The following is a 20756-nucleotide window of genomic DNA, read 5'->3' on the forward strand; positions in this document are numbered from 1 at the left end:
TTTGTTTATTGTGTTGATGGTTCTTAAAACGATTGCGAGAACAGATCATCCGCTCTAATTTCTCAAATCTCTAATGAATAGCTACTTAGCGACGACGCGTGGTCAGCATAAAGGCAAAGCCTGCACCTATGAGAGCAAAGCTGGAGGGCTCTGGAACAGCGGCGAAGGCGACTACAACTGATCCGTCATTTAAATTACTACCTATACGATTCCACTCTGTGACGTAGGTGCCTGGCCCAACCGAAGCAGCATGCGCGCTCGTAATCGTTCCTGTATCTCCATCTGTATTGTCACCAGTTAAATCGACAGCTACCACATCGCCAAGAGGTCCACTCGCAATCGAAGGAATACCATCATCGTTAGAACCATACCATTCGATGAGAAATGAACTGTCAGCAATCGTGGTAATCGAAGTATTGGGGTCCGCACCATCTTGAAGCGACGTATCAATGATAGGAGCGACACTGGTGTTAACTCCCGAGAGTTCATACAAGATATATCCGAACTCGTTGCTTCCGTTGGTAAATGTGATAGAAAAATCGTTACCTGTTGGATTCAACCAGTAGGCCATCCGAGTTCTGCTCTGAGTTTCATCTCCATTGTTGAGCACATCGGCGGCAACCCCACCGAATGAAATCGAATCTATTTCGTGACTGCCGGAGTCCGTGTAGAAACCGATCGCTAGTGCATTACCTGCGCCGAGGGCGTAGGTAATCGTCTGAGCGGAAGTTGAGGAATCGCCCACTCCCGTCGCTGTGTTGACGATTGAAATCGCAGCCTCAGTAGAAGAAACTGCAAGGAGAGAAGACACCAGTGTGGTAGCGAGTAAATTGCCTTTTTTGAGATACTTGTTTTCCATGGTATCTACCTATCGCCATTTGATGAAAAACCTGCCGCGTTAAATGAGATTAAATCATGATTATTATCAGACAACACCAATGCGCTACCACTCCCGCCGTGCACACGCTATGATTTCCAACATTCTCGCTTGCTGCGAAACCACGGCCACCTAACCAAAGGCAACGGCCCCGCTGCACGAGAACTGCCTGTTCACTTCTCCACCCAGCCAGTAAACTCATCGATGGAACGATAGCCGGCTGATCCGGTGACACGGTCCTTATAGAGGAAAACGAAGGCTCGCTTGTTCTCGAAATAGGGCCACAAACTCGCGGCAAAGATCTTTGACTTACCGTTTTTATTCATGAAAAAACGAACCTGATAGTTGGCGAGTTCACCTTTACGTTGCGGTCTGAAAATCGTTTGGCTACCAGGTTCGAAGCGCAGTTTTTTATCCCCAAGCTCTCCGGCAAACGTTTCTTGAGCGAGATTGATCAGCATGATCTGGCTCGGCTTAAATGCCGGATCATCGGCACGCACGATGATAGTCTGCAGCAAACCTCCTCTAGCAGGAAACACTAACACCAGAAAGCGCTTGCCCGTCTCCGGGAGCTTAATGGAGGCAAGAGCACGGAACTCATCCGCAGTGTTTCGGCCCAATGCGAACTCGCTCGCTTTCGCCGGAGCGGCGACAGGCTTGGAGAAGCAGTTATCTGGCAGAGCAAAAGGCTCGGTGCGTGTTTCGCCAGTTGCGAGAACATATTCGCCGCCTCGTTCTTTTAAGCCGAACGAGGTAAAGCGGAGAAGGACGCCCTTCTGGGACGTTTCAGATGTTTCGGATACTTTTTCCTGTGCCACAACGGACACTTGAATGGCTAGGAAGATTGCTAAGATAATGTAATTCATGGGAAATTAAATTTCGTTCGATGCCAACCAGCGGAAAGCGACCACTCTGAGCTTCCGCCCGAACTGTTGGTTCACCTGGCTGACCAACTCATCTGGCTTGAGGTGACTTGCGTCGGCAGGGTCGATGTAGTCGGCGACCCGTTGGATCACGGCCTCACAGCGGGCACTGGCCAAGACCTGTCCTGTCTCACTGCGCGATTCACCGTAGGCACGCACGGTGAAGGTATCTGAACGCGGGGTGAATCTCGTTCCGAGTGTGGTCAAGATGTCGCCCTGCTTAACGTGGCCAGGCACATGAGTCATCTGCGATCCTGATTCCGCCTCAGGGAACGCCGTGGCCGAAGAGGCTGATCCAGTGCTCCGGGAGCCACTTTCCAGCTCTTTGTTCAAAGTCCGATCAAGCGCCGACTGCAGGGCACCCGATGTCGCAAGTTCGGGATCAGAAACGACTCGACGATTTACGAAGTCCGAAAGCGATAGAAATGGCCCACGTTTTCTCACCTCCTCCACCATCGCCTCTGCCAGTTCCTCAAGTTCATCATCGGAGGGGTCACGGAAGCCGACCCACTGGTTCTCCATGGAGGGATCATTCAGCTCCTCCACGCGCACCGCAGATCCGTTAGGCATTAGCAGGCCGGCGATCGGGTTATTGGCACTTTCCCAGTCGACACTGGAATCTTCACTACGTTCCACGGGAACAGCTAGGCCGTGGGTGGAGCGGAACATCGCGAGCCATGCGGCGGGGTCTGTGGAGTTGATATTGAATGCACCGTGCACGCGCAGCAGGGATGCCACTTTCAGATGAGCATCACTTTTCGGACTGCTGCCATCGAAGACCTCATTGGTATCCGACTCTGGATCTTGACCGGCATACAAGTAGTGGCGATTTGGCAATGGCGTTGGATCGCCATCCAGCCCGGCCAGACGAGCAAGTAGGGTTCGGGCGGACCCCGCCTGATCGCTGGTGTGATGCGGCGCATTGCGATCGGCAATGGATGAGACAAACCATTGGTCCCACAAGGCATCGTTCGCAAGCCACGAGTGATCCACCGCCGGCATGCCATTGAAAGTGCCGGTTGTCTCGTCCGGAGCAATACTGGGCGGAGCGAACGAGTTGCCAATTGCATGCGTAATGCTGGGCTGCAGGATCCGATTGTGAAACTTGGCACTGTTGTACTTGGTAATTTCCAATCCATTGGCAAGCGCGTGCTGGAAGCTGCCCAGAGAAATCGGCCGCTCCCGTGGAACCGAGTGAGTGATGAGGTAGGATTGTCCATTATCCGCCTTATAAGATGCGCCGAAATACCCCTTACCACCATCGTAATCGAAATCGCGATCCAAGCCGCCGTTGATCGCCTGCATCATCGGTTCGTAGGGCAGGGAATGCAGGGTATTGGGATCGGTGGCCTGGTGATCAAAGCCCATGGAAGCAGGGCTCAGGCGCGCGAGGTATCTGGATTTGATCGAGCCTTCTTTCTCAGTTCGGGCGAGGTAGGAAAACAGAGCCAGCGGCTGCGGCACGGTTAGATCACTTGGGGATGAGAATGTTTTTTCAGGAACATCATTAAACATTTCTGAGGGGAAGTCGGTAGCAGACAAGGAGTCATCCCAAGAGGTCCGATCAATCATCAGTCCACCATTCCAATACAGATTCGACGTATCGGTTCCCACATAACTAAGAAACTCGATCAGCCCCCATTGGTTAGCACCCCTTTCAGATGACTGGCTCATCGCAATGCTGATGGAACTCGAATCATCGACCACGATGCCAGTGTCCAGCGAGAACCCACCGGTGCCCGACCAGCCAAGCTTGCCTTCAAAGCTACCAAAAGCCTCACTGGGTGTTGTCGCTTGTCGGCCACGGCTGAAAATCTGCACCTCGCCGGGGCGCATCACTACAGGCTCGTTCTGGCCGGTTTCCATGCTGATATTGCTGCCATACTCGGGGCTGATATCATTGAAGTGCACCGTCTTGGTTGTATTGCCTGCTTTGATCGTGAAATCATAAGGAAGCCCCCAGCAGCGACTCGTCAGGTGACCTCCGGGCTGCATGATTAGGTTGGCATCGAAGGGATTCCACAGCCAAAGGATCGGCTCTAAAACCACATAGACCCGGTAGGACGGGTCTTCGACACTACCTTCATTGCGCGTGTAGGCGGATATATACCATGATGCTCGCAGAATGACCGGGCGTAGATAGGGGAAAAATGTATCGGTGGCGGCAGCCGTTTTATCCGCCTCTCCCACCAAGCAGGGAATGCTGCTGTTCAAGCTCCCGCCATCGGGGTGCGTGAAGCTAGCGGCATCGTAGCTGAGCCTAGTGCTCAACTCGTGGAAGACGTGTAACTCCTTGAAGTTAATCCCTCGGCGACTTCCATACTCATAGAGCGCCATATTTGAATCGGCAGATTCCGGCTGCTGCAAGTAGAGACTCAGGTCCTTACGCAGACCTCCATTGCGGACATCCGTAAGTAGACCTTCGGACCAAACGGTGTAGGAGCTGGGCTCCTTGACATCTCCGGTTTCACTGAGAGGAATCAAATCGACCGACTGGCCAGAGGCGATCAGGTCTAACTTGGCATCCGTGCGGGGCACAGCTTCGAGACCTGGGATAGCCCCATGACCGGCCGGCGGTGACTGCCAGCGGCTGAGGTGGTCAGCCGTATCCTCAAGCTCCGGCTCCAATGAGCTGCCAAGCCTAGCTTTGGCATTTTCATCAATCACAGCATAAGCAAGCCCTCCTTGAGCAAGCAGCACTTTGGGTGCGGAAAGATCTACCGTCGATTGATCACCGTTCAATGAAATCAAATCGGTAGCGGTGTTAGGAAACGATGGATCGTTAAGAAGCTCGGGATTACCTGAGACTAACCAGCGACGGAATTGTGGATCGGGCCGCTGTTCCGACGAACCAGGCCAGCTGTCCCAGGTGCCTACCCAGCGCTTTCGGCTATCGGTTAGACTACTATCAAGCAAATCCGCGGCGGCATTGATCCGCTGGTCGGGGCCGAGCTCACTTTGCAATTGCCCGATGGCCAGCATGAGAGCCAAGCGGGCATTGGCACGAGCCTCGGCACTGGCTTCCTCCTGAGACTCTGCACGCACGCTAATCGAAGACAGGCTTAACATGGCCAAGGAAATCATCACCAGGAGCACCATCACCGAAATCGTCGCGATCAGAGCAAAACCATCAGCACCACGGCTCAACGATCTATCAGATGGGCGAACAACTGAGTGACCGGGAGTTTTTTCAGAAATTTTTTGCCTGGAAGTCATGATCAAGTCGATTGGGTGGTTAGATGATAAATAATGATAATCCGAACCAAGCTTCAGCAACCCGACTAACACACTAACATGTTCATCAGGCGACGGAAGCCCAGCCATATATACCTATCAGTATTCTTGGGAAAACCTGCCGCTTTTAAAACAAAAAACCATGTCACGCCCCCATGGCGGCAGGTGCGAAGGAACCGACACGACGTGCGGAATGAACTTACACCAGGCGATCGTCGCCGTTCCACCTGGAGCGCATTCAACCCACTATCCCAAAAAAAGGGGCACCGGCCACTTCGCCAATGCCCCAATTACATTCATCACCGGCGTTCTTACTTGCGGCGGCGTAGGAGCAGTGCAAGCCCACCAAGTCCGAGAAGGGCGGCTGAAGAAGGCTCAGGAACTACATAAATAACCTCAACGTTATCAAACGAAGTATTTACGCTACCTCTTGCGGTTAAGCCAATCTCATCAAATGTATAATTATTGACGTCTCCCGCGTCCGTCAGCCAAGTTTGCGATACCGATTCCTGTCCCGCAATATCGGAACCGCTCCATGTCGCGGTCGTCTGAAGATCACCGCCAATGTTTTCAATCTCTAATGTATAATCAAACCATAATCCATCCTCACCATACGCACTATTATTCGTTCTGTCTTGTAGGCGAGTTAGGAGTTCGCCGAGACCTTGTCCGTCCGATTCTCTTAACTCAAATCGATCCGTGAAACGTTGGGCCGTCGCTAGCATACCGGAATCATTGGCTGTAGCTCCCCAGCCGAGCCCTGCTGCAGTTGTATCGCCTGTCACAACGCTCCCGTTAGAATTATACAAACCGGCGCTTAGCTGTCGGCCGCTGGGCCAACGTGTATCATTATAAAAATCAAAGGTTAACGTAATCTTGGAACCAACCACCGACAGATCCTGAGCGGCAAAGGTGGTGACAGCCCCATAAAAATCCGTGGCAGTGTCTGTATCCCTCAGACTCATCACGCTTTCACCACCGACCGTCTCAACGGGCAATGAGTTAAACCCGGTGGCATTGAGGAGATACCAGCCATTCCGGTTTCCATCATTAAAATCATCGCTGAAAACCGTCGCTGCCATAGATTCAGATGCAACCATCAGGGTTGCCAGTGTAATTGCTGTTTTCGTTATTTTTTTGTTCATTGTATTCATGGTCTTTTCTTTAAAAGGCGCGTGAGAGACAGGTCATCCACTCTCACATCTCAAATCATTGATTTAATGGCTTTCACGCCATATTAGCTACTTATCGCCATCTAGAGAAAAACCTGCCGCACTTAATGAGATAAAATCATCATCATTATTACGGGTCCATCAGAGGCGCATTCTATGGCGCTCACTCAAAAAAAACCAAGGGATCTCCCTCCCCTGCACACCTCGATTAAGTGATCAATTTTCGCACAAAAAGTTCTCGCACCCTCGCACGGGGACACCAGCGACGTGTTAGCACGTCGCATTTCCCAATGAACTCATCGAACGGGCGCTCAATCGCCCAGTGACCTTAGCTGCCGATATTTACGGCTTTTTCATGACCAATTCCAATCTTGGCCCTGCGGCTTCACGGTGTCGGCTCGAGGCGAACCCATGCACCATGGATTTGCCCGGTGTTTCACAGTGAATGATGAAGCCGGCTTCACCACTTTGGTCGGCTTTCAGGAAAGCCAGCAATTCAGGAGAATCCAGCACCACCGTCTGGCGGAGATTGGCACGGCGAATGGAAAACTGGGCGACCAACGATCCATGCTCCGGTTTGGGAGCTTTCTCCCAGAGCTCTCCAGTCGTAGGCCAGCTCTCGTGCTCACCGTCGGGGATGCCGTAAATTCCGAAGTGGCTCACTACAGGCATGTCATTGGCCCCCATGCCGATGCCGGTTGGCACGGAGTTGAGAATCAATCGTGCTTGAGCGACCTGGTCAAAGTCGATTTCGGAAACATCAAAGGCAAGCAATGATCTGCGGTCGAACTGAGCATGCGACCGGGTTTCGACATGTTTCACCATCAGCAAGTCAGTCCTCTCGAGCCCGTGAATGCCAGTCCGGACCACGGTTCTTTCCCTGCCATTCGTTCTCAGGACGACGGGCTGCTCGCTTATTTTCGCGCCCTTCACCTTGTTCCAATCCAGGTTCATATGAATGCTGTTTTCATCCATGCTGGCTCTTTCCATGGTGACCAGGTGTTTCACAGCGCCACGATTGTGATGCACCGCGATCTCGCCCTCCTCCACTGACAGTCGGGCCCCGCTGTTTCCCTCGCCCATCGACAGGGAAAACCGGGTGCCCAGATCGATCACCTTGCCGTGGCGGGTGTTCACTTCGAAGCCAACTGCTTGTTCCGGCACATGAAACGAGGCATTGCCATAGTCAAAAATGATCTCCATCTCGGAGACCACCTCAATACGAGCCGGCCCCTCCATCACCATCTCCACGCCTGAATGGAAGCCAAGTGTCACCACCCCAGACTGCAAGGTGTATACACCGGGGGAAAACTCAGCACCGTCGACGGTGGAATGTTCACTTTGCCACCCGGCCATTTCGCTCGAGAGAATCACGCCTACCGACGGCTCTTCTTTCCCAATCCAGAAAAATACCGCCAAGCATGCCGCCAGAGAGCCGGCCATGACGATGCGAGTGAATGTTTTTTTATGCTTCGGTGGCGCCGCCTTTTCCTCCGCATACTTGCTGGGCAAGGCATTCTCTTGCAGGGCGATGCTTCGGAGCGAGGTCTCCGTCATTGCCTCCTGCAGATACCGTTGCCGAAGATCCGGGTCAGCGAGCATGCGCCGCTCGAGCTCGTTGATCTGAGCGTCGCTGGCGCGTGACTGGAAATAACCATTCAGCAGTTCTTGGTCTGACTCTTTCATGAGGATAATGGGGAAACCATTTTACTTGTGATACATTGGCGCAGGCGATCACGGAGACGGCCTATTTTTTTATACAGCGAATTGGCAGAGGTGTTCGCCGCCTCCGCGAGCTCTTTGATGCGTCCATGCCCGAGGTAAGGAGCCAGGACCAATTCACGATCTGTCTCGCGCAAGCCCTCCAGGCAGGAGGCCAAGGCAGTGTGCCGCTGGCTGTATTCGGCGTCTTCGAGGTTCTCAGCTTCGCCGGCGAGAATGGCGATCAATTCATTACTAAAGACGGCTCCGGATTTCTTCTTTTGCTCGTGGTAACGGTAGCAGTGGAAACGGACGATGACCTTACCCCATGGCAGAAAGCCGTCGCCGGTGTCGAGCTGGTCAAATTTTTTCCACATGATCACGCTGGCGTCCTGGAAAACATCGTCCACGGCATTCCAGTCCGGCAGCAAACTACGCGCGAATGCTCGCAGGGCGTTCTCGTGCTGCAGCAAAAGGCGCATGAAATCCGCCTCGCCGAGCCGAGCTAATTTGTTATCTTCAGCCATTTTTCTACCTATCCGTCATTGAGATCAAACCTGCCGACATTTTTTATATTTTCCGCAATTTAATACCACTAAATTGCGCCAAGCTCATCTGACGGGTCAATGAGGAAGCGTGTCCTCCACCCCTTTTTGCCATCGAAATAACCTTGTCGCCGCGGGTGGTAGTCGTTGCAATGGACCGAGAAGCGCCGCGATTGAAACAAGTTGTTTTTTCCCACGTAATCCATCCACCTATGAAATATTTCTCATCCAAACTCATCACCTCTCTGGCGCTGCTGCATGCCTGCCTGATCACCCCGGCCTCGGCCGAGGACGCCAAGGAAACGTCCTACGGCAAAGTCGAGATCAGCTACACCGAGCTCCCCAACATCGGATTGGAACAAGGTGTGATGCGCCGTGACCCCAGCGACATCATCAAGGTGGGCGATCTTTACTACGTCTGGTATTCCAAAGGAACCATCGCCCCCGGTTACGATGCCACGGTCTGGTATGCCACCTCGAAAGACGGCCTCACTTGGGACGAAAAAGGCATGGCTCTGGCGAAGGGCAAGCCCGGCACTTGGGAAGGCGCCAGCGTCTTCACCCCAAACATTATGGTGGCCGATGGCCGCTACTGGCTGTTCTACACCGGAACCTCCAATGAATTTGCCAAGAAACCCTTCAACCCGGATTCAAAAATCGGCCTCGCCGTTTCTGATTCCCCCGACGGCCCCTGGGAGCGCGTCGGCGACGGACCTGTGGTCACCAACAGCAGCAACGATGAGGAGTTCGACAGCCACCTCATCGACGACGCCTGCCTGATCATCCGCGGTGGGAAATACTGGCTCTACTACAAGGGGCGCCAGCAAGGCAAGGGACCTGGCCAGACGAAAATGGGCGTCGCCATAGCCGACAAACCTGAAGGACCTTACGTCAAACACGCCAACAACCCCATCATCCCCGGCAACCACGAAGTCGTCGTCTGGCCACTGGGCGAGGGCGTCGCCGCGATGATCGGAACCACCGGCCCGAAAGATATCACCCGCTCGATCCTCTACGCCAAAGATGGCCTGAACTTCGTCAAAACCCACAATGTCATCAAAGGACCCGTGGGCGCCGGCGCGTATCGCCCCGAGGCATTCACCGACAGCAACAAGGGAGAACACGCCACCTGGGGGGTGGAACTGCAATACCCAGCCAGAGGAGTCAAAGGCCTGCCTTACATCCAGCGCTGGGACGCGAAGTGGTCCGACTAATCAGTCGGGACGCACCTCAAGCTCATCACTCTCCATCAGCCGTCGCCTACACCGGGCGACGGTTTTTTTGTGCTGTTTACTGCGCCGCTTCCCTGCAGGTCACGGTCGCGCTCCTGGGGAACGTTTCCCCTTTTCCATCTTCACCGCCTAGTCTTGATCATAGCCGACCCGGAAGAAGCGTTTCTCAGGAGAGGGCTCCGGCGGGAGGATCTCGACGACGACTGTCAGCCGCCCTGCCGAGCTGGTTTCCGATTCGACACTGAAGCCGCTACCCGGGAGTAATTCCGTCCACGTTCCGGGCTCAAGCGTCTCGGATACCCACAGCGACCACTTAACGTCACTCACCCCCTCGCGCACGCCGAAGCTGAATCGATCGTCGGTGAAAATGGGGTAGCCGGCTGGATCGTGGGTCGCGGTCGGGTCGGCACCGGTGGCGTAGTCGAGGTAATTGGATCGGCCATTCTGGTTGTCATCCCCGGTGGTGCTCAAGCCGGGGAAAAGGGAGGCAAAGTTGATGTCCGAGACGCTGCCCTCGTAGGCACCGAGATCGATCACGCCATTGAGAATGCGGCTGTTTCCTGCGATGTCGTAGCTTGAGGTATTGGCGGTGTTTTCCCCCATATCGATGACTGGCGAGCCAGAGCTCAAGCGGAAGTCGCCGGCGATGGTGGGGGCCATGGTGGCGTCGGACGGCGAGACGAAGGCAGGGTCGTTGCCGGCATTGTTGCCGTTGAGGTTGTTCGAGGAATCGGAGTCGAGCCCGACCAGCCCGGCGTTGTTGTAGTTTTCCACCAGTGAGTTATGGAACTCGGCTTCGCTGCTGCCGATCGTTTGGCTCATGATGGCCACGGACGAGGAAGGATCGGAGGTGTTGCCCGCCCCGATGGCGTTATTCCAGATCAAGACGTCGCGCAGAACCGGTGCCGCATCGTAGTCGAGAGCCATGCCGCCGCCCACTGATGCGCGGTTGCCGGAGACGGTGGCGTTGACGATATAGGAAGTAGCGCCGGTGAAAAACATACCCCCGCCACTGGTCGCGTAGTTACCACTGATGACGGGGTTGATCACCGAGGCGGTGGCCGGGGTGATGTAGAAGTGGATGCCGCCACCGTTGGTCGCCGTGTTGCCACGGATACGGCAATTGAGCAGGGTGGCTCCGGTATTCCATAACATGACACCGCCGCCTTCCGTGGCGTCGTTTTGCTCAATCAGGCAGTTGCTAATCAGTGGCGCTCCCCCCGCGATCGCGATGCCACCGCCGCTATCGCCGGTGTTGTCCACAAAGCGGCAATCGCGCACCGTGAGCGTGCAACTCAAAAGATGCAGCCCGCCCCCTGTGTCCTCCGCAGAGGTGGTGAGGCCATTGGCGTTACCGTCACGGAAAGTCAGGCCATCGATGAAGGCGGTGCGATCAAGATCGACGGCTGTGGCCGCGTGAAAATGGTATGCGTCAGGATTGGTGCCGCGTTTTCCCGACAAGGCCGTGGTGTAAGTGGATGCATCACGACTGCTGAAATCGCCACCGCCCACCGCAAAACCTCCGTAGACTCGCACGCCGGCAGGGAAGCTGAAGTAATCGTCGCGATCAGCCACTCCGGTAGGCGTGTAGGTGCCTTCGGCGATCCAGATGGTGTCGCCGGGTGTGGCAGCCTCGAAGGCCGTGGTGACGGAGTTGAACGCCGATGTCCAGGAAGCTCCGTCGCCAAGAGACGGCGCAGTCTGATCAACAAAGATCGGCGTGCGGAACTCATAGGCCCCCAGATCCATGGTGGCTGTGCCGTCGAGGTTTCCGTCCGCGATCCGGGGTGCGGCATCGAAGTCGATGTCTCCGGTCAATGCGCTGTCGTCACCGGCGTCGATCACCGGGGAGTTCGGTTGCAGGCGGACCTCGGTGATCAGCCCGGAATCATCCGCCGCATTGCGGAAACGTGGATTGTTTCCCGGATCGGTGCCGTCGAAGTTCCCGCCCGAGCCTGAGAGGTCGAGATGCTGCAGCAAGGAGTGGGAATAGCTGGGGGTGGCGTTCGAGGTCGCGATGGAGGCGGAGATCGAAGTGAGGGAAGACGCAATCTCATTGGCCCACACGATCGTATTGGTGATCACCGGATCGCTGTCCTCCACCCGCAGACCACCGCCGTTGGTGGTAGCCTCGTTGTCGTGAAAGGTGGTGTTGGTGATGAGGGCATCGGAGCCGTTGATCAGATATACCCCACCTCCCTCGTCGGCGCTGTTGGAAATGAAGCTGCTGTTAACAATAAGCGGCGATGAGCCCGAGCAAGCGATCCCACCACCGGATGGCGCCGTGTTGTCCTCAAAATGCGAACGGTTCACCCGCACCACAGAAGAACTGGTCAGGCTCAGGCCGCCACCGGAGGATGTCGCTTCATTATCGATGAACCGGCAGCCGGTGAAGCGGGCCGCCGAGGCACCCTGAACATGGGCACCCGCCCCGGCGGTGCCGTAGTTGTTCCTCAACGTGCAGTTGAGCACACGCGGCGCCCCGTTATTGATTCGGATCCCGCCACCACGATGATAAGGTGCGCTTTCATTGGCGCTGCCGCGGGTGACTTCGAAACCATCAAACTCGGTGAGCGATCCCACCCCGTCGAGGGTGACCACGTGGAACGCATCGTCGAGATGCGAGACAATGCCGCCGAAGTTGCCGGACAGGATGGATGGGTGAGCCTGGACATCTCGCTCGTCCGGATGGGTTTCAGCGGTAGCAAAACCGCCACGCGCACGCACCGCATCCGGAATCAGATAGGTGAGTGAGCGAGCGACCAAAATGTCCGTTGCCTTACTCGGTTGATAGAACCCCTCGGCCACCCAGATTTCGTCGCCCGGAGCGGCGATATCGAGAGCATCTTGGAAATCGGTGAAAGCATCGGCCCACGACGACCCATCCTCGCCGCCGGTGGCATTTTCGTCCACGTAGATCGGCGCGATCAATTCGTAGGCGCCGAGGTCAATGGTGGCGGAGGCATTGCCGTCGCCATCGAGCTTACGGTCGCGGCTGCGGGCGTCCGCGATAGTGGAATTGACGGCATTCAGACCGGCATCAATCACCGCCGTGGATGCCGGGGTGAGGAAGAGCTCGCCGGCGGCCGAGGGAGCATCGAGAGGATCGATGGGGTCAAGAAATCGCGGATCGTTTGCCGAGTCGGTGCCGTCGAGGTTATTGCTGCCGTAGGCATTCAGACTGCTGTCGCTTTTCCCCTGAAGCATGCAGTTATCAAAGCTTGGAGCATTGCCCGCGCCGCTGATGTCGACCCAAGTGAGGTCCGATGTCTGATTGCGATTGCCCCAGAACAGGCAGTTGGTAAACGCCGGGGCGGAACCCGTCATGTAGAGCACCGCACCGGAACTGAAGTGACCCGCGTAATTTCCCTGCGCCGTGCAATTGACCAGAGTGGGATTGGAGTCTCTCAGATACATCGCCCCACCATACTCGGCGGTGTTTCCCGAAAAGACGCAGTTGATGAACGTGGATGGGCTGAGCCATAAATAAAGAGCTCCTCCGGATCCCGTGGCGGAGTTATTGACGAAGCGACAGTTCAGCAGCTGGGGCCCTGAGGTGTCGGTCACCAGCGGACTGAGTGCGATGTATGCGCCGCCGCCGGACTCATTGCCGGTGCCATTGGCGCAGCCGTCGCGGATGACAAAGCCGTTGAGGATGGCGCTGGCATCCGCCGCGCTGCCATCGACAACGTGATAGGAGTTATTTTCTAGATCACCATCTTGCTGAATTTCACCCGACAGCACAGTTTCATTCACAAAGAGATCGCGCTGAATAATGGCGGTCTCCGTGCCGGCAAAACCACCGTAGAGCTCGACGCCATCCACCAGTTCGAAGGATGCCATTCGGTCATCGGCCAAGGGGCCGGAGCCGGCGACGTCCGGGTAGTAGGTCCCGGCGGCCACCCAAATCTGATCTCCGGAGGAGGCGGCGGCCAGCGCGTCCTGAATGCGGGTGTAGGCATCGGTCCACGAGCTGCCATCCGCCGCGCCCGAGGCACCGGATTTTACAAAATGGGTCGCGGCGAAGAGCGTGGGTGCCGAGGCAAACAGGGAACAGGCGGCAAGAGCAAGGAGGCGTTGTTGACACATGACGATGGGACTGGCTAGGGTTCGCCTTACCGACGTTCATGAACAGTTCCTATGCATCTTCTCCTGCCGCCTGGGTGTCGTTGCCTGTGAAAAAGCCTCGAAATGGGAGACGGACGGAGGGCCTGAAGCGAGCTGATATCAGTAATCGGGCATGAACGACGGCGGGGCTTACTGGTTGATCTTTAGCCATATAACATAATCGTCTTAGGGATCGTGCCAAGATCATTCTGTCAGACCAAAGACACTTTTTCGTCACCGATGCCTCCTGCTGGCGCCTCCCGGCGTGCTCCCCCACACCGGTCAAGCAGAGCGGGCGGTGGAGATAAAAAAAGGGAGGCAGCCACTGATGGCCTGCCTCCCTAGGGATGTTGGTTCGTGATGGCTATCTACGAACGCTCAAAAAAAGTCTTAGAATTTGGCACCGTCGACGTGCTCATAGAAGCTCACAGGGAGCTCGGACAGTGGTTCTTTCAGCTTGGCGAGTTCTTCAGCCGGGCCGTGGATTTCCAGGCGAATCATGTCCGACATGGTCAGCGCGTTTTCGATCTGACCGTTGACATTTTCAAGGTGGGTCAGGATGCCATCGGCACCTTCGTAGGCTTCGCGGCAGTAAGCGATGTTTTCCTCCTCGCAATAGCTGAAGTCGTAGTAAAAGCACTTGTCCTCAGTCTGAGTGCGGGAGATGAAGTCAGCGATGTTCTTCTTGAAGTCCTCCAGACGGCCTTCGTTGATTTTGAAATACGGGTGGATACTGATCGCTTTGGATAATTGGCTCATGGCTTCCTAACTTGGTGAAGGAACGGCTCAAGTCAATGGGGAAAATCGACGCCAACTAGGTCGAAAAACGGGCAGGATCTCGCGTGGTTTCACCCCGTTGGTTTTCCATCATGACCGGCATAGGCAATGCGTGGCCCGCAGCCGCTCTGGACGGGAATGAATCTTAACAAGGCGGAAGCTTTTCCAACTTTTTTGGAACAATCTATTTTCCGACGTATCCTACCTGCATGACATCACGCAAAGCAACGACGAGAAAAACTAAACTAGCCAGCTTGATCCTGATGCTGGCCGCGGGCACACCGATCGCCATCGCTCAGGATGCCACCCGCACGGGAGTCACGCAACACGACAGCGGCAATCCCAAGATCCCGCTGCAGGTGACCACGAACATCAAGGTGGTTTACCAGATCAGCGACGATCGACTCAAAGGCACCAGCAACCGTGGACTGACCTACGCCAAGAAACTGTTAGACACTTACAGTAAGCAGGGAGTGGCCGACAAAGAAATCGACCTCCACCTCGTTTTTCACGGTAGCTCGCTAACGGCACTCGTGGATGCCAAAACGCGCAAGAAACTCAAAGCTGATGGCGGTGAAGCCAACCCCAACCTCAAGTTAATCCAAGAGCTGTTGCAACGCGGCGTCAGCATCGAAGTCTGTGAGAGCTCAATGGAGCAAAAGGGCATCGTGGCCGGGGATTTTGTATCCAAGGATATCGCCACCGTCGTCGGTGCCTTTCCAAGGTTAATCAGCCTGCAGCAACTCGGTTACGCGTATATCAAGTTCGAGTAAGAACCACGCGACCAAGGCAAGCATTCAGTGTCGCAGCCACCGAAGCCACCCCTCATAACAATCAAAGCCGAATACCTCACACGCAGTGAGATATTCGGCTTTTTAAAAATGCGTGTGGGAACCGCGACTAGCGAACGATCTCTAGCAGCTCGATATCAAACACAAGCATGCCACCGGGGCGACCGCTACCAGGAACGGCTGGGCCGTAGGCAAGGTCAGCAGGAATCCAGAAGCGACGCTTCTCACCGGGGACCATCAGCTGCACGCCTTCGGTCCATCCTTTGATCACGCCATTGAGCGGGAACTGAGTGGGCTCACCACGGGTGACTGAGCTGTCGAACATTTCTCCGTCGGTCGTCCAGCCGGAGTAGTGCACCTTCACGGTGTCGCTTGCCTTGGGTTTCTCTTTGCCTGTGCCCTCGCTGAGGACCTTGTAGGCCAGACCGCTTGCGGTTTTCTTGGCATCGGCAGGCACGGCAGCCACGTCTTCAGGCACGGCGGGTGCTGGTGGAGCTTCCTTGGAGGAAACGAGCTCGAGGTCCGCGACGATGAATCCGCCGGGTGCCTGTGGCTCGGGCAGCCACGCTTGGCGCTGCTCGCCAACTTGCATCTCGCCAAGAAGCTCAGCGAGTGCTGCCGGCAATTTGTCGAGTGGGATACTTGGTGGTGTTGGCTCTTTGCGGGTATCCTGCATGATTTGGCCCTCCATTGTCTTGGCGGTGAAGTGGAAGGTCACCACATGATCCTGGACTGGCTTTTCGCCGGAGCCTTCTTTGATCACCTTGTAGACGACTCCGCCTTCGGTTTTCTCGGCGTCCGCAGGTGGTTTGGGAGCTTCTTTGATGCCGAGCAGCTCCACATCGAAGCAAAGCATGCCACCCGGGCGACCGCTGCCTTCAACGACAGGGCCGTAAGCAAGGTCCTCGGGGATCCAGAAACGACGTTTTTCACCGACAACCATCAGCTGCAGGCCTTCGGTCCATCCGGCAATCACCTGGCCGAGAGGAAAGCTGCTGGGCTCGCCGCGTTTGACCGAGCTATCGAACATTTTCCCATCGGTCGTCCAGCCGGAGTAGTGAACGGTCACCGTGTCAGCGGCGGTGGGTTTTGCATCGCCGGTTCCGGCTTGTTGAATTTTCGATGCGAGACCGCTCTCGGTCTTCAAGGCATCGGCGGGGGCGGCGGCTACATCAGCAGGTGTTTCTGGCATATTATTCTTAGGTTGGGCCGCTTCCTCGGAGGAGGCGGCAATGTTGTTTTCCGGAACCCCCTCGGCAATCGCAATGGTGGGCAGCGCTGCCATCACAGCAGCAGTCATCAGTGGTCTCGAGAAGGATGGGACGTTCATGGAGGACGAGCATCCACGCCACACCGCATCTGTCAACCACCCGCAGCCCCTTAATGCCATACAATGATCGCTGGAAGTGCGGGAAAATCGACACCCTCGCCCCGAATCCAGACGTCACTCCCTCCAGACGTCTCCACAAAAAAACTCGCACCCGGCAAATGCGGGGGCGAGTTTGAACATTTCAAATCAAGAATGGAATCCCAGCCTAGCGACGACGGCGCAGAATCAATGCCAAGCCTGAAAGGCCAAGAAGCCCGGCGGCAGATGGCTCGGGAATGGGAGTCACATCAATACTAAATTCACTGATATTAACATCCACTTCGCCTGCAGTTCCCTGACGAGTGTAATACATGTGACCTCCGCCAAAGTTATCCACGAACTGGCTACCTGTGAAAGTATTCGAATAAGAGAGCGTCGTGTTGCTCAAGTTCCCCACCTCTTCAATATCAAACAAGGTAAAGGTGAATCCGTCACTATCCGCCACCAAAGTCACGGTAAAACCATCAGCCAAACTCGCTTCCGTCACAGCCCATCCAGCAACATTGAGAGTAAGGTCAGGATCGTAAAAATTATCAATCGCCATTCCACTGTCGTCGTTATCCGCATCAATTTGAAAGATCAGATTTTCAGCTGGGCGGAAGCCAGTGCCGTTGGGTGACATGCCAAACTCAATTCCGTTGGCTCTCAGGTTGTTGACACCCGTCGTGTTGGTAACAATCATCTTCATCGTTACCGTATCGGTGGCTAGCAACGCAGATCCTTTGAGGGTGTTGATGTCGTCGTTACTCGCAATGCCAGAGGCGTTATTGTTCCCCGAGGCGTCTGTTGTCACAGTAAGAGCCCCAGTCGTGCCGGTAAAGCTATTCGATGTCAGATTTACAGCATTGCCAACAATGCCTGAGTTGCTGGTCGAGGCATTGTAAATGATGGCTGCATGGGCGCTATGAAGCAAGCTGACGGCGCCAAGGGTGGGAACCAGTAGAAGCTGATTAAGAGGTTTCATAGTGTTTCAATTGTGTGTGTGTGATTCACTTGGCGACACGTCGAAGGGTCAACGAAAGATACCAAGGTATTAGCTAATATAGACCACCCATCCGCCGTGCCAAGAGGATTCTGGTATATGACAGTTCCGGACATCCTCTGGAACAATGATCATCGAGAAGCACCGCCAGGCCTCAATTTCGTCGGGCCATTCTTTTCAACGCTCTGACGACTTGAAAGGCCTTGGCGCGCATGCTCTGTGGGTGAAAGGCCTGGAGGGAGGCTAGCTGGCGTTCGGCCGACGACCACGATGCCTTGTAGGCCGACTCGCCGATCAGGAAGTCATATTCCTTCAGGCCGTGTCGCATCGCCCATTGCAGGGAGTGACCTAACATGACTACGCCCGGAGAAAGCTTCTGGTATTTCGGCAGCCAGCCACTTTGGTAATTCCACAGCACACCGCGATAGACAAAGTCATAGCGGCCGGCTGCGATCTCGCCATCGATTTCTAACAAGATGATACACAATCGCTGCGCAGCATGCAGTCGTGGGGCCAGCTCGCGATGCAAGGCGGCGAATTGAGCGTCTGAAAATGCCTGACTCTCTTCGCCCCAGCGTTGGTTATGGAGATGCACGATGTGTTCGATGCCATCCTCCACCGAGCAATCCACGCCAACCTCGAGCAGCTTCACCTCATGCTCCCGGTGCAGCTTGTTCCACTTCCGCTTAAAGGCTTTGCGGAAGCTCGGCGAGCGCGAGCCCATAAAATCATCCCAGCTGGCAGGCAGTGGCAGGTAGGGTGAGTCGCAGCGGTCCTCGGGTTCCAGCCTGACTCCCATGTGTGCGGTCAGGTGCTCGCGCAGCCAGGAGGTGCTGGCAGCCTCTGCACGCATCAGGGGGAAATTGATCACGTCCCACTGCCCGCCGGTCGCCCCCTTGAGCTCCGCAAAGATCGCTGGCAGCAGTTCCTGCTCGCGCCCCTCGGGGATCAGGAAATCCAAGTACTCGGAGAGACCAAAACCACCGCAACCGAGGAAGGTGAGCTGACGGAGCAGTGGTTTTCCCATCACCATCATCGGCCCCAGCGTCATCGGCGCGATCGCGATCGGCTCCCCGTTTTCCTCCACAACAATGACTTGCGGAGCGAAAGCCACACCGGCCTGACCCATCCAAGCATCGATATAATCCCAGGTTTGGAAAACGCTTGGGTAGGCGCTGCGCTCGAGAATTTCGTCCCAGTGTGGAGCGAGCTGTTGGCGAACTTCTGACCAGGAAGTGATCAGAGAGATGGATTGGGTGGAGGGCATGGGATCGAACCTAACAGTCTTCGCGTAGCAGACCCTGCCACATCCAGCCTCGCTCTGTCAACAAGCGCACTTTGCCGATAAGCGCTCAAGCAAACGAAAGTGGATTGGAAATGGGTATGATTACTGCTTAGTTCGTGCCGTCGCATGGATTCCTTACTTATCGCCGTTGCTTTTGTTTTTGGGTTGATCGCCCAGCAGTTCCGTTTGCCGCCGATGGTGGGCTTTTTGATCGCCGGCTTCGTGCTCCAGGCGATGGGGCAAAAAGGCGGCGAGGGACTGGAAGTCATCGCCAACCTCGGGGTGACACTTTTACTTTTCAGCATCGGTTTGAAGCTGCAGGTTAAGTCGCTTGGCCGACCGGAAATCTGGGCGGGCACGAGTCTACATGCCACGCTGGTCCTGCTGCTTTTTGCCCCGGTGATTCTCGGCATCGCGGCACTGGCCACGCCGGACTTGGGCATGGAATGGCAGACCGCCCTGCTGCTCGCCTTCGCGCTGAGTTTTTCCAGCACCGTCTTTGCCATCAAATCCCTGGTGGAAAATGGCGACCTCGGTGCGCTGCATGGCAAGGCCGCGGTGGGGATCCTGGTGATGCAAGATATCATCGCGGTGCTGTTCTTGACCGTCTCCACCGGCAAGTTCCCCAGCACCTGGAGCCTGATCCTCGTGCCTGCGTTGATTATCGGTCGGCCCGTGTTGGGCTGGATCATGAACCGGGCGGGTCACGGCGAACTGCTGTCACTCTGCGGACTGATGCTCGCCCTGGTCATTGGCGCCAAGGGCTTTGATCTGGTAGGGCTGAAAGCAGACCTCGGCGCGCTGTTCATCGGGGTGATGGTCGGCTGGCATCCGCGGGCCAGCGAGCTCAAGAAGTCGCTGAACCACGTCACCGATCTATTATTAGTCGGCTTCTTCCTGCAAGTCGGCCTCGAGGGGGCGCTCACCTTGCAGGCGCTCGGCTGGGGGCTGATGGCGCTGGTGCTGTTGCCTCTGAAAAGCATCGGCTTCTTTTTCCTGCTGACCCGGTTTCACATGCGCGCACGCACGGCGTGGATGACCTCGTTTTCACTTTCCACCTACAGCGAGTTCGGCCTGATCGTCGCCTCGCTCGGTGTCGCCAAGGGGTGGATGGGAACCGAGTGGCTAATCGCCGTGGCCCTTGCTCTCTCCCTCAGTTTCCTCATCGCCGCACCCCTGAACCGACGCGCCGAGAGCCTCTACGATCCCATCAGCGATTGGCTGAAACGCTTCGAGCGCCCCGGTGAGCACGAGGGCGATTTCGCCGCCATCAAGGGCCGGGAGCGGGTCGCCATCTTTGGCATGGGTCGGGTCGGTCTGGCCGCTTACCACACACTGGAACATCGCTTCCCAGGACACATCATCGGTTTCGACCGCAGCCCGGAAAAAATCGCCATTCACCAAGAAGCCGAGCGCAACGTCCGACTGGCCGATGCCACCGACTCCGATTTCTGGGAACGGGTCTGCCCGAACGATGACCTCGACATGGTGGTGCTGGCGATGCCGTCCCACAAAGCCCACCTCCACGCCATCGAAACCCTCAAACGGCACCATTATTCCGGAGTCGTGATCGTCAGTGGCAAGCAGGACTACGAGGTGCAGGAGTTACGAGACACAGGCGTGGACGCCGCCTTCAACCTCTACGCCCAGGCGGGGGTGAACTTCGCCAATCACATCTACAACGTCTTCCTGCAGCAGCGCCCGGACCTCGTCGCCTCCTGGCGCGCCGCCAACGAAGTCAGGGACAGCTGATTTTTCCAG

14 protein-coding genes are annotated in these 20756 nt (G+C 55.9%); 3 read left to right on the forward strand and 11 right to left on the reverse strand.

All coding sequences use genetic code 11. The features are described from left to right. Positions 1-85: 85 nt before the first annotated feature. From JO972_RS11585 to JO972_RS11610, 6 genes are all read right to left on the reverse strand, one after another. Positions 86-859 carry a PEP-CTERM sorting domain-containing protein gene (locus JO972_RS11585; RefSeq protein WP_309490215.1) on the reverse strand — a complete coding sequence of 258 codons (774 nt, stop codon included), beginning with the start codon at positions 857-859 and terminating at the stop codon, positions 86-88. Between the two features lie 191 nt (positions 860-1050). Continuing rightward, a complete protein-coding gene (locus tag JO972_RS11590; RefSeq protein WP_309490216.1) occupies positions 1051-1743 on the reverse strand; it encodes a hypothetical protein in 693 nt (230 codons plus the stop codon). Positions 1744-1749: 6 nt separating this feature from the next. Then, complete coding sequence (locus tag JO972_RS11595; protein WP_309490217.1) at positions 1750-5016, reverse strand: helix-hairpin-helix domain-containing protein; 3267 nt, start codon at positions 5014-5016, stop codon at positions 1750-1752. A gap of 329 nt (positions 5017-5345) precedes the next feature. Continuing rightward, positions 5346-6188, reverse strand: a complete 843-nt coding sequence (locus JO972_RS11600) for a PEP-CTERM sorting domain-containing protein (RefSeq protein ID WP_309490218.1) — start codon at positions 6186-6188, stop codon at positions 5346-5348. 360 nt (positions 6189-6548) lie between these two features. Beyond that, positions 6549-7892: a FecR family protein gene (locus JO972_RS11605; protein WP_309490219.1), complete on the reverse strand. Its 1344-nt coding sequence runs from the start codon at positions 7890-7892 to the stop codon at positions 6549-6551. After that, the gene (locus JO972_RS11610; RefSeq protein ID WP_309490220.1) at positions 7889-8434 is read right to left on the reverse strand and encodes a sigma-70 family RNA polymerase sigma factor; all 546 of its coding nucleotides are present in this window, start codon (positions 8432-8434) and stop codon (positions 7889-7891) included. The genes JO972_RS11605 and JO972_RS11610 overlap by 4 nt, the downstream gene beginning before the upstream one ends. 230 nt (positions 8435-8664) lie before the next feature. Here JO972_RS11610 and JO972_RS11615 point away from each other — a divergent pair, with 230 nt between their 5' ends. Next, the gene (locus JO972_RS11615) at positions 8665-9666 is read left to right on the forward strand and encodes a family 43 glycosylhydrolase (RefSeq protein ID WP_309490221.1); all 1002 of its coding nucleotides are present in this window, start codon (positions 8665-8667) and stop codon (positions 9664-9666) included. A 147-nt stretch (positions 9667-9813) separates the two neighbouring features. Here JO972_RS11615 and JO972_RS11620 read toward each other — a convergent pair whose 3' ends face one another. Then, the gene (locus JO972_RS11620) at positions 9814-13773 is read right to left on the reverse strand and encodes a choice-of-anchor Q domain-containing protein (protein ID WP_309490222.1); all 3960 of its coding nucleotides are present in this window, start codon (positions 13771-13773) and stop codon (positions 9814-9816) included. 408 nt (positions 13774-14181) lie between these two features. After that, positions 14182-14550, reverse strand: coding sequence for a putative quinol monooxygenase (locus tag JO972_RS11625; protein ID WP_309490223.1), 369 nt, complete (start codon positions 14548-14550; stop codon positions 14182-14184). A gap of 227 nt (positions 14551-14777) precedes the next feature. Between JO972_RS11625 and JO972_RS11630 the strand changes: the two genes are divergently transcribed. Next, a complete protein-coding gene (locus tag JO972_RS11630) occupies positions 14778-15341 on the forward strand; it encodes a DsrE family protein (RefSeq protein ID WP_309490224.1) in 564 nt (187 codons plus the stop codon). Between the two features lie 127 nt (positions 15342-15468). On the opposite strand, the gene JO972_RS11635 is transcribed toward JO972_RS11630, so the two are convergent. From JO972_RS11635 to JO972_RS11645, 3 genes are all read right to left on the reverse strand, one after another. Continuing rightward, complete coding sequence (locus JO972_RS11635) at positions 15469-16689, reverse strand: FKBP-type peptidyl-prolyl cis-trans isomerase (protein WP_309490225.1); 1221 nt, start codon at positions 16687-16689, stop codon at positions 15469-15471. A gap of 205 nt (positions 16690-16894) precedes the next feature. Continuing rightward, entirely contained in the window at positions 16895-17692 is a 798-nt protein-coding gene (locus tag JO972_RS11640; protein ID WP_309490226.1) for a PEP-CTERM sorting domain-containing protein, read from the reverse strand. 172 nt (positions 17693-17864) lie between these two features. Beyond that, positions 17865-18977: a GNAT family N-acetyltransferase gene (locus JO972_RS11645; RefSeq protein ID WP_309490227.1), complete on the reverse strand. Its 1113-nt coding sequence runs from the start codon at positions 18975-18977 to the stop codon at positions 17865-17867. A gap of 144 nt (positions 18978-19121) precedes the next feature. Here JO972_RS11645 and JO972_RS11650 point away from each other — a divergent pair, with 144 nt between their 5' ends. Next, positions 19122-20747, forward strand: coding sequence for a cation:proton antiporter domain-containing protein (locus tag JO972_RS11650; RefSeq protein ID WP_309490228.1), 1626 nt, complete (start codon positions 19122-19124; stop codon positions 20745-20747). Positions 20748-20756 lie beyond the last annotated feature (9 nt).

The sequence above is a fragment of the Oceaniferula flava genome, assembly GCF_016811075.1.
GTDB classification, from domain to species: domain Bacteria; phylum Verrucomicrobiota; class Verrucomicrobiia; order Verrucomicrobiales; family Akkermansiaceae; genus Oceaniferula; species Oceaniferula flava.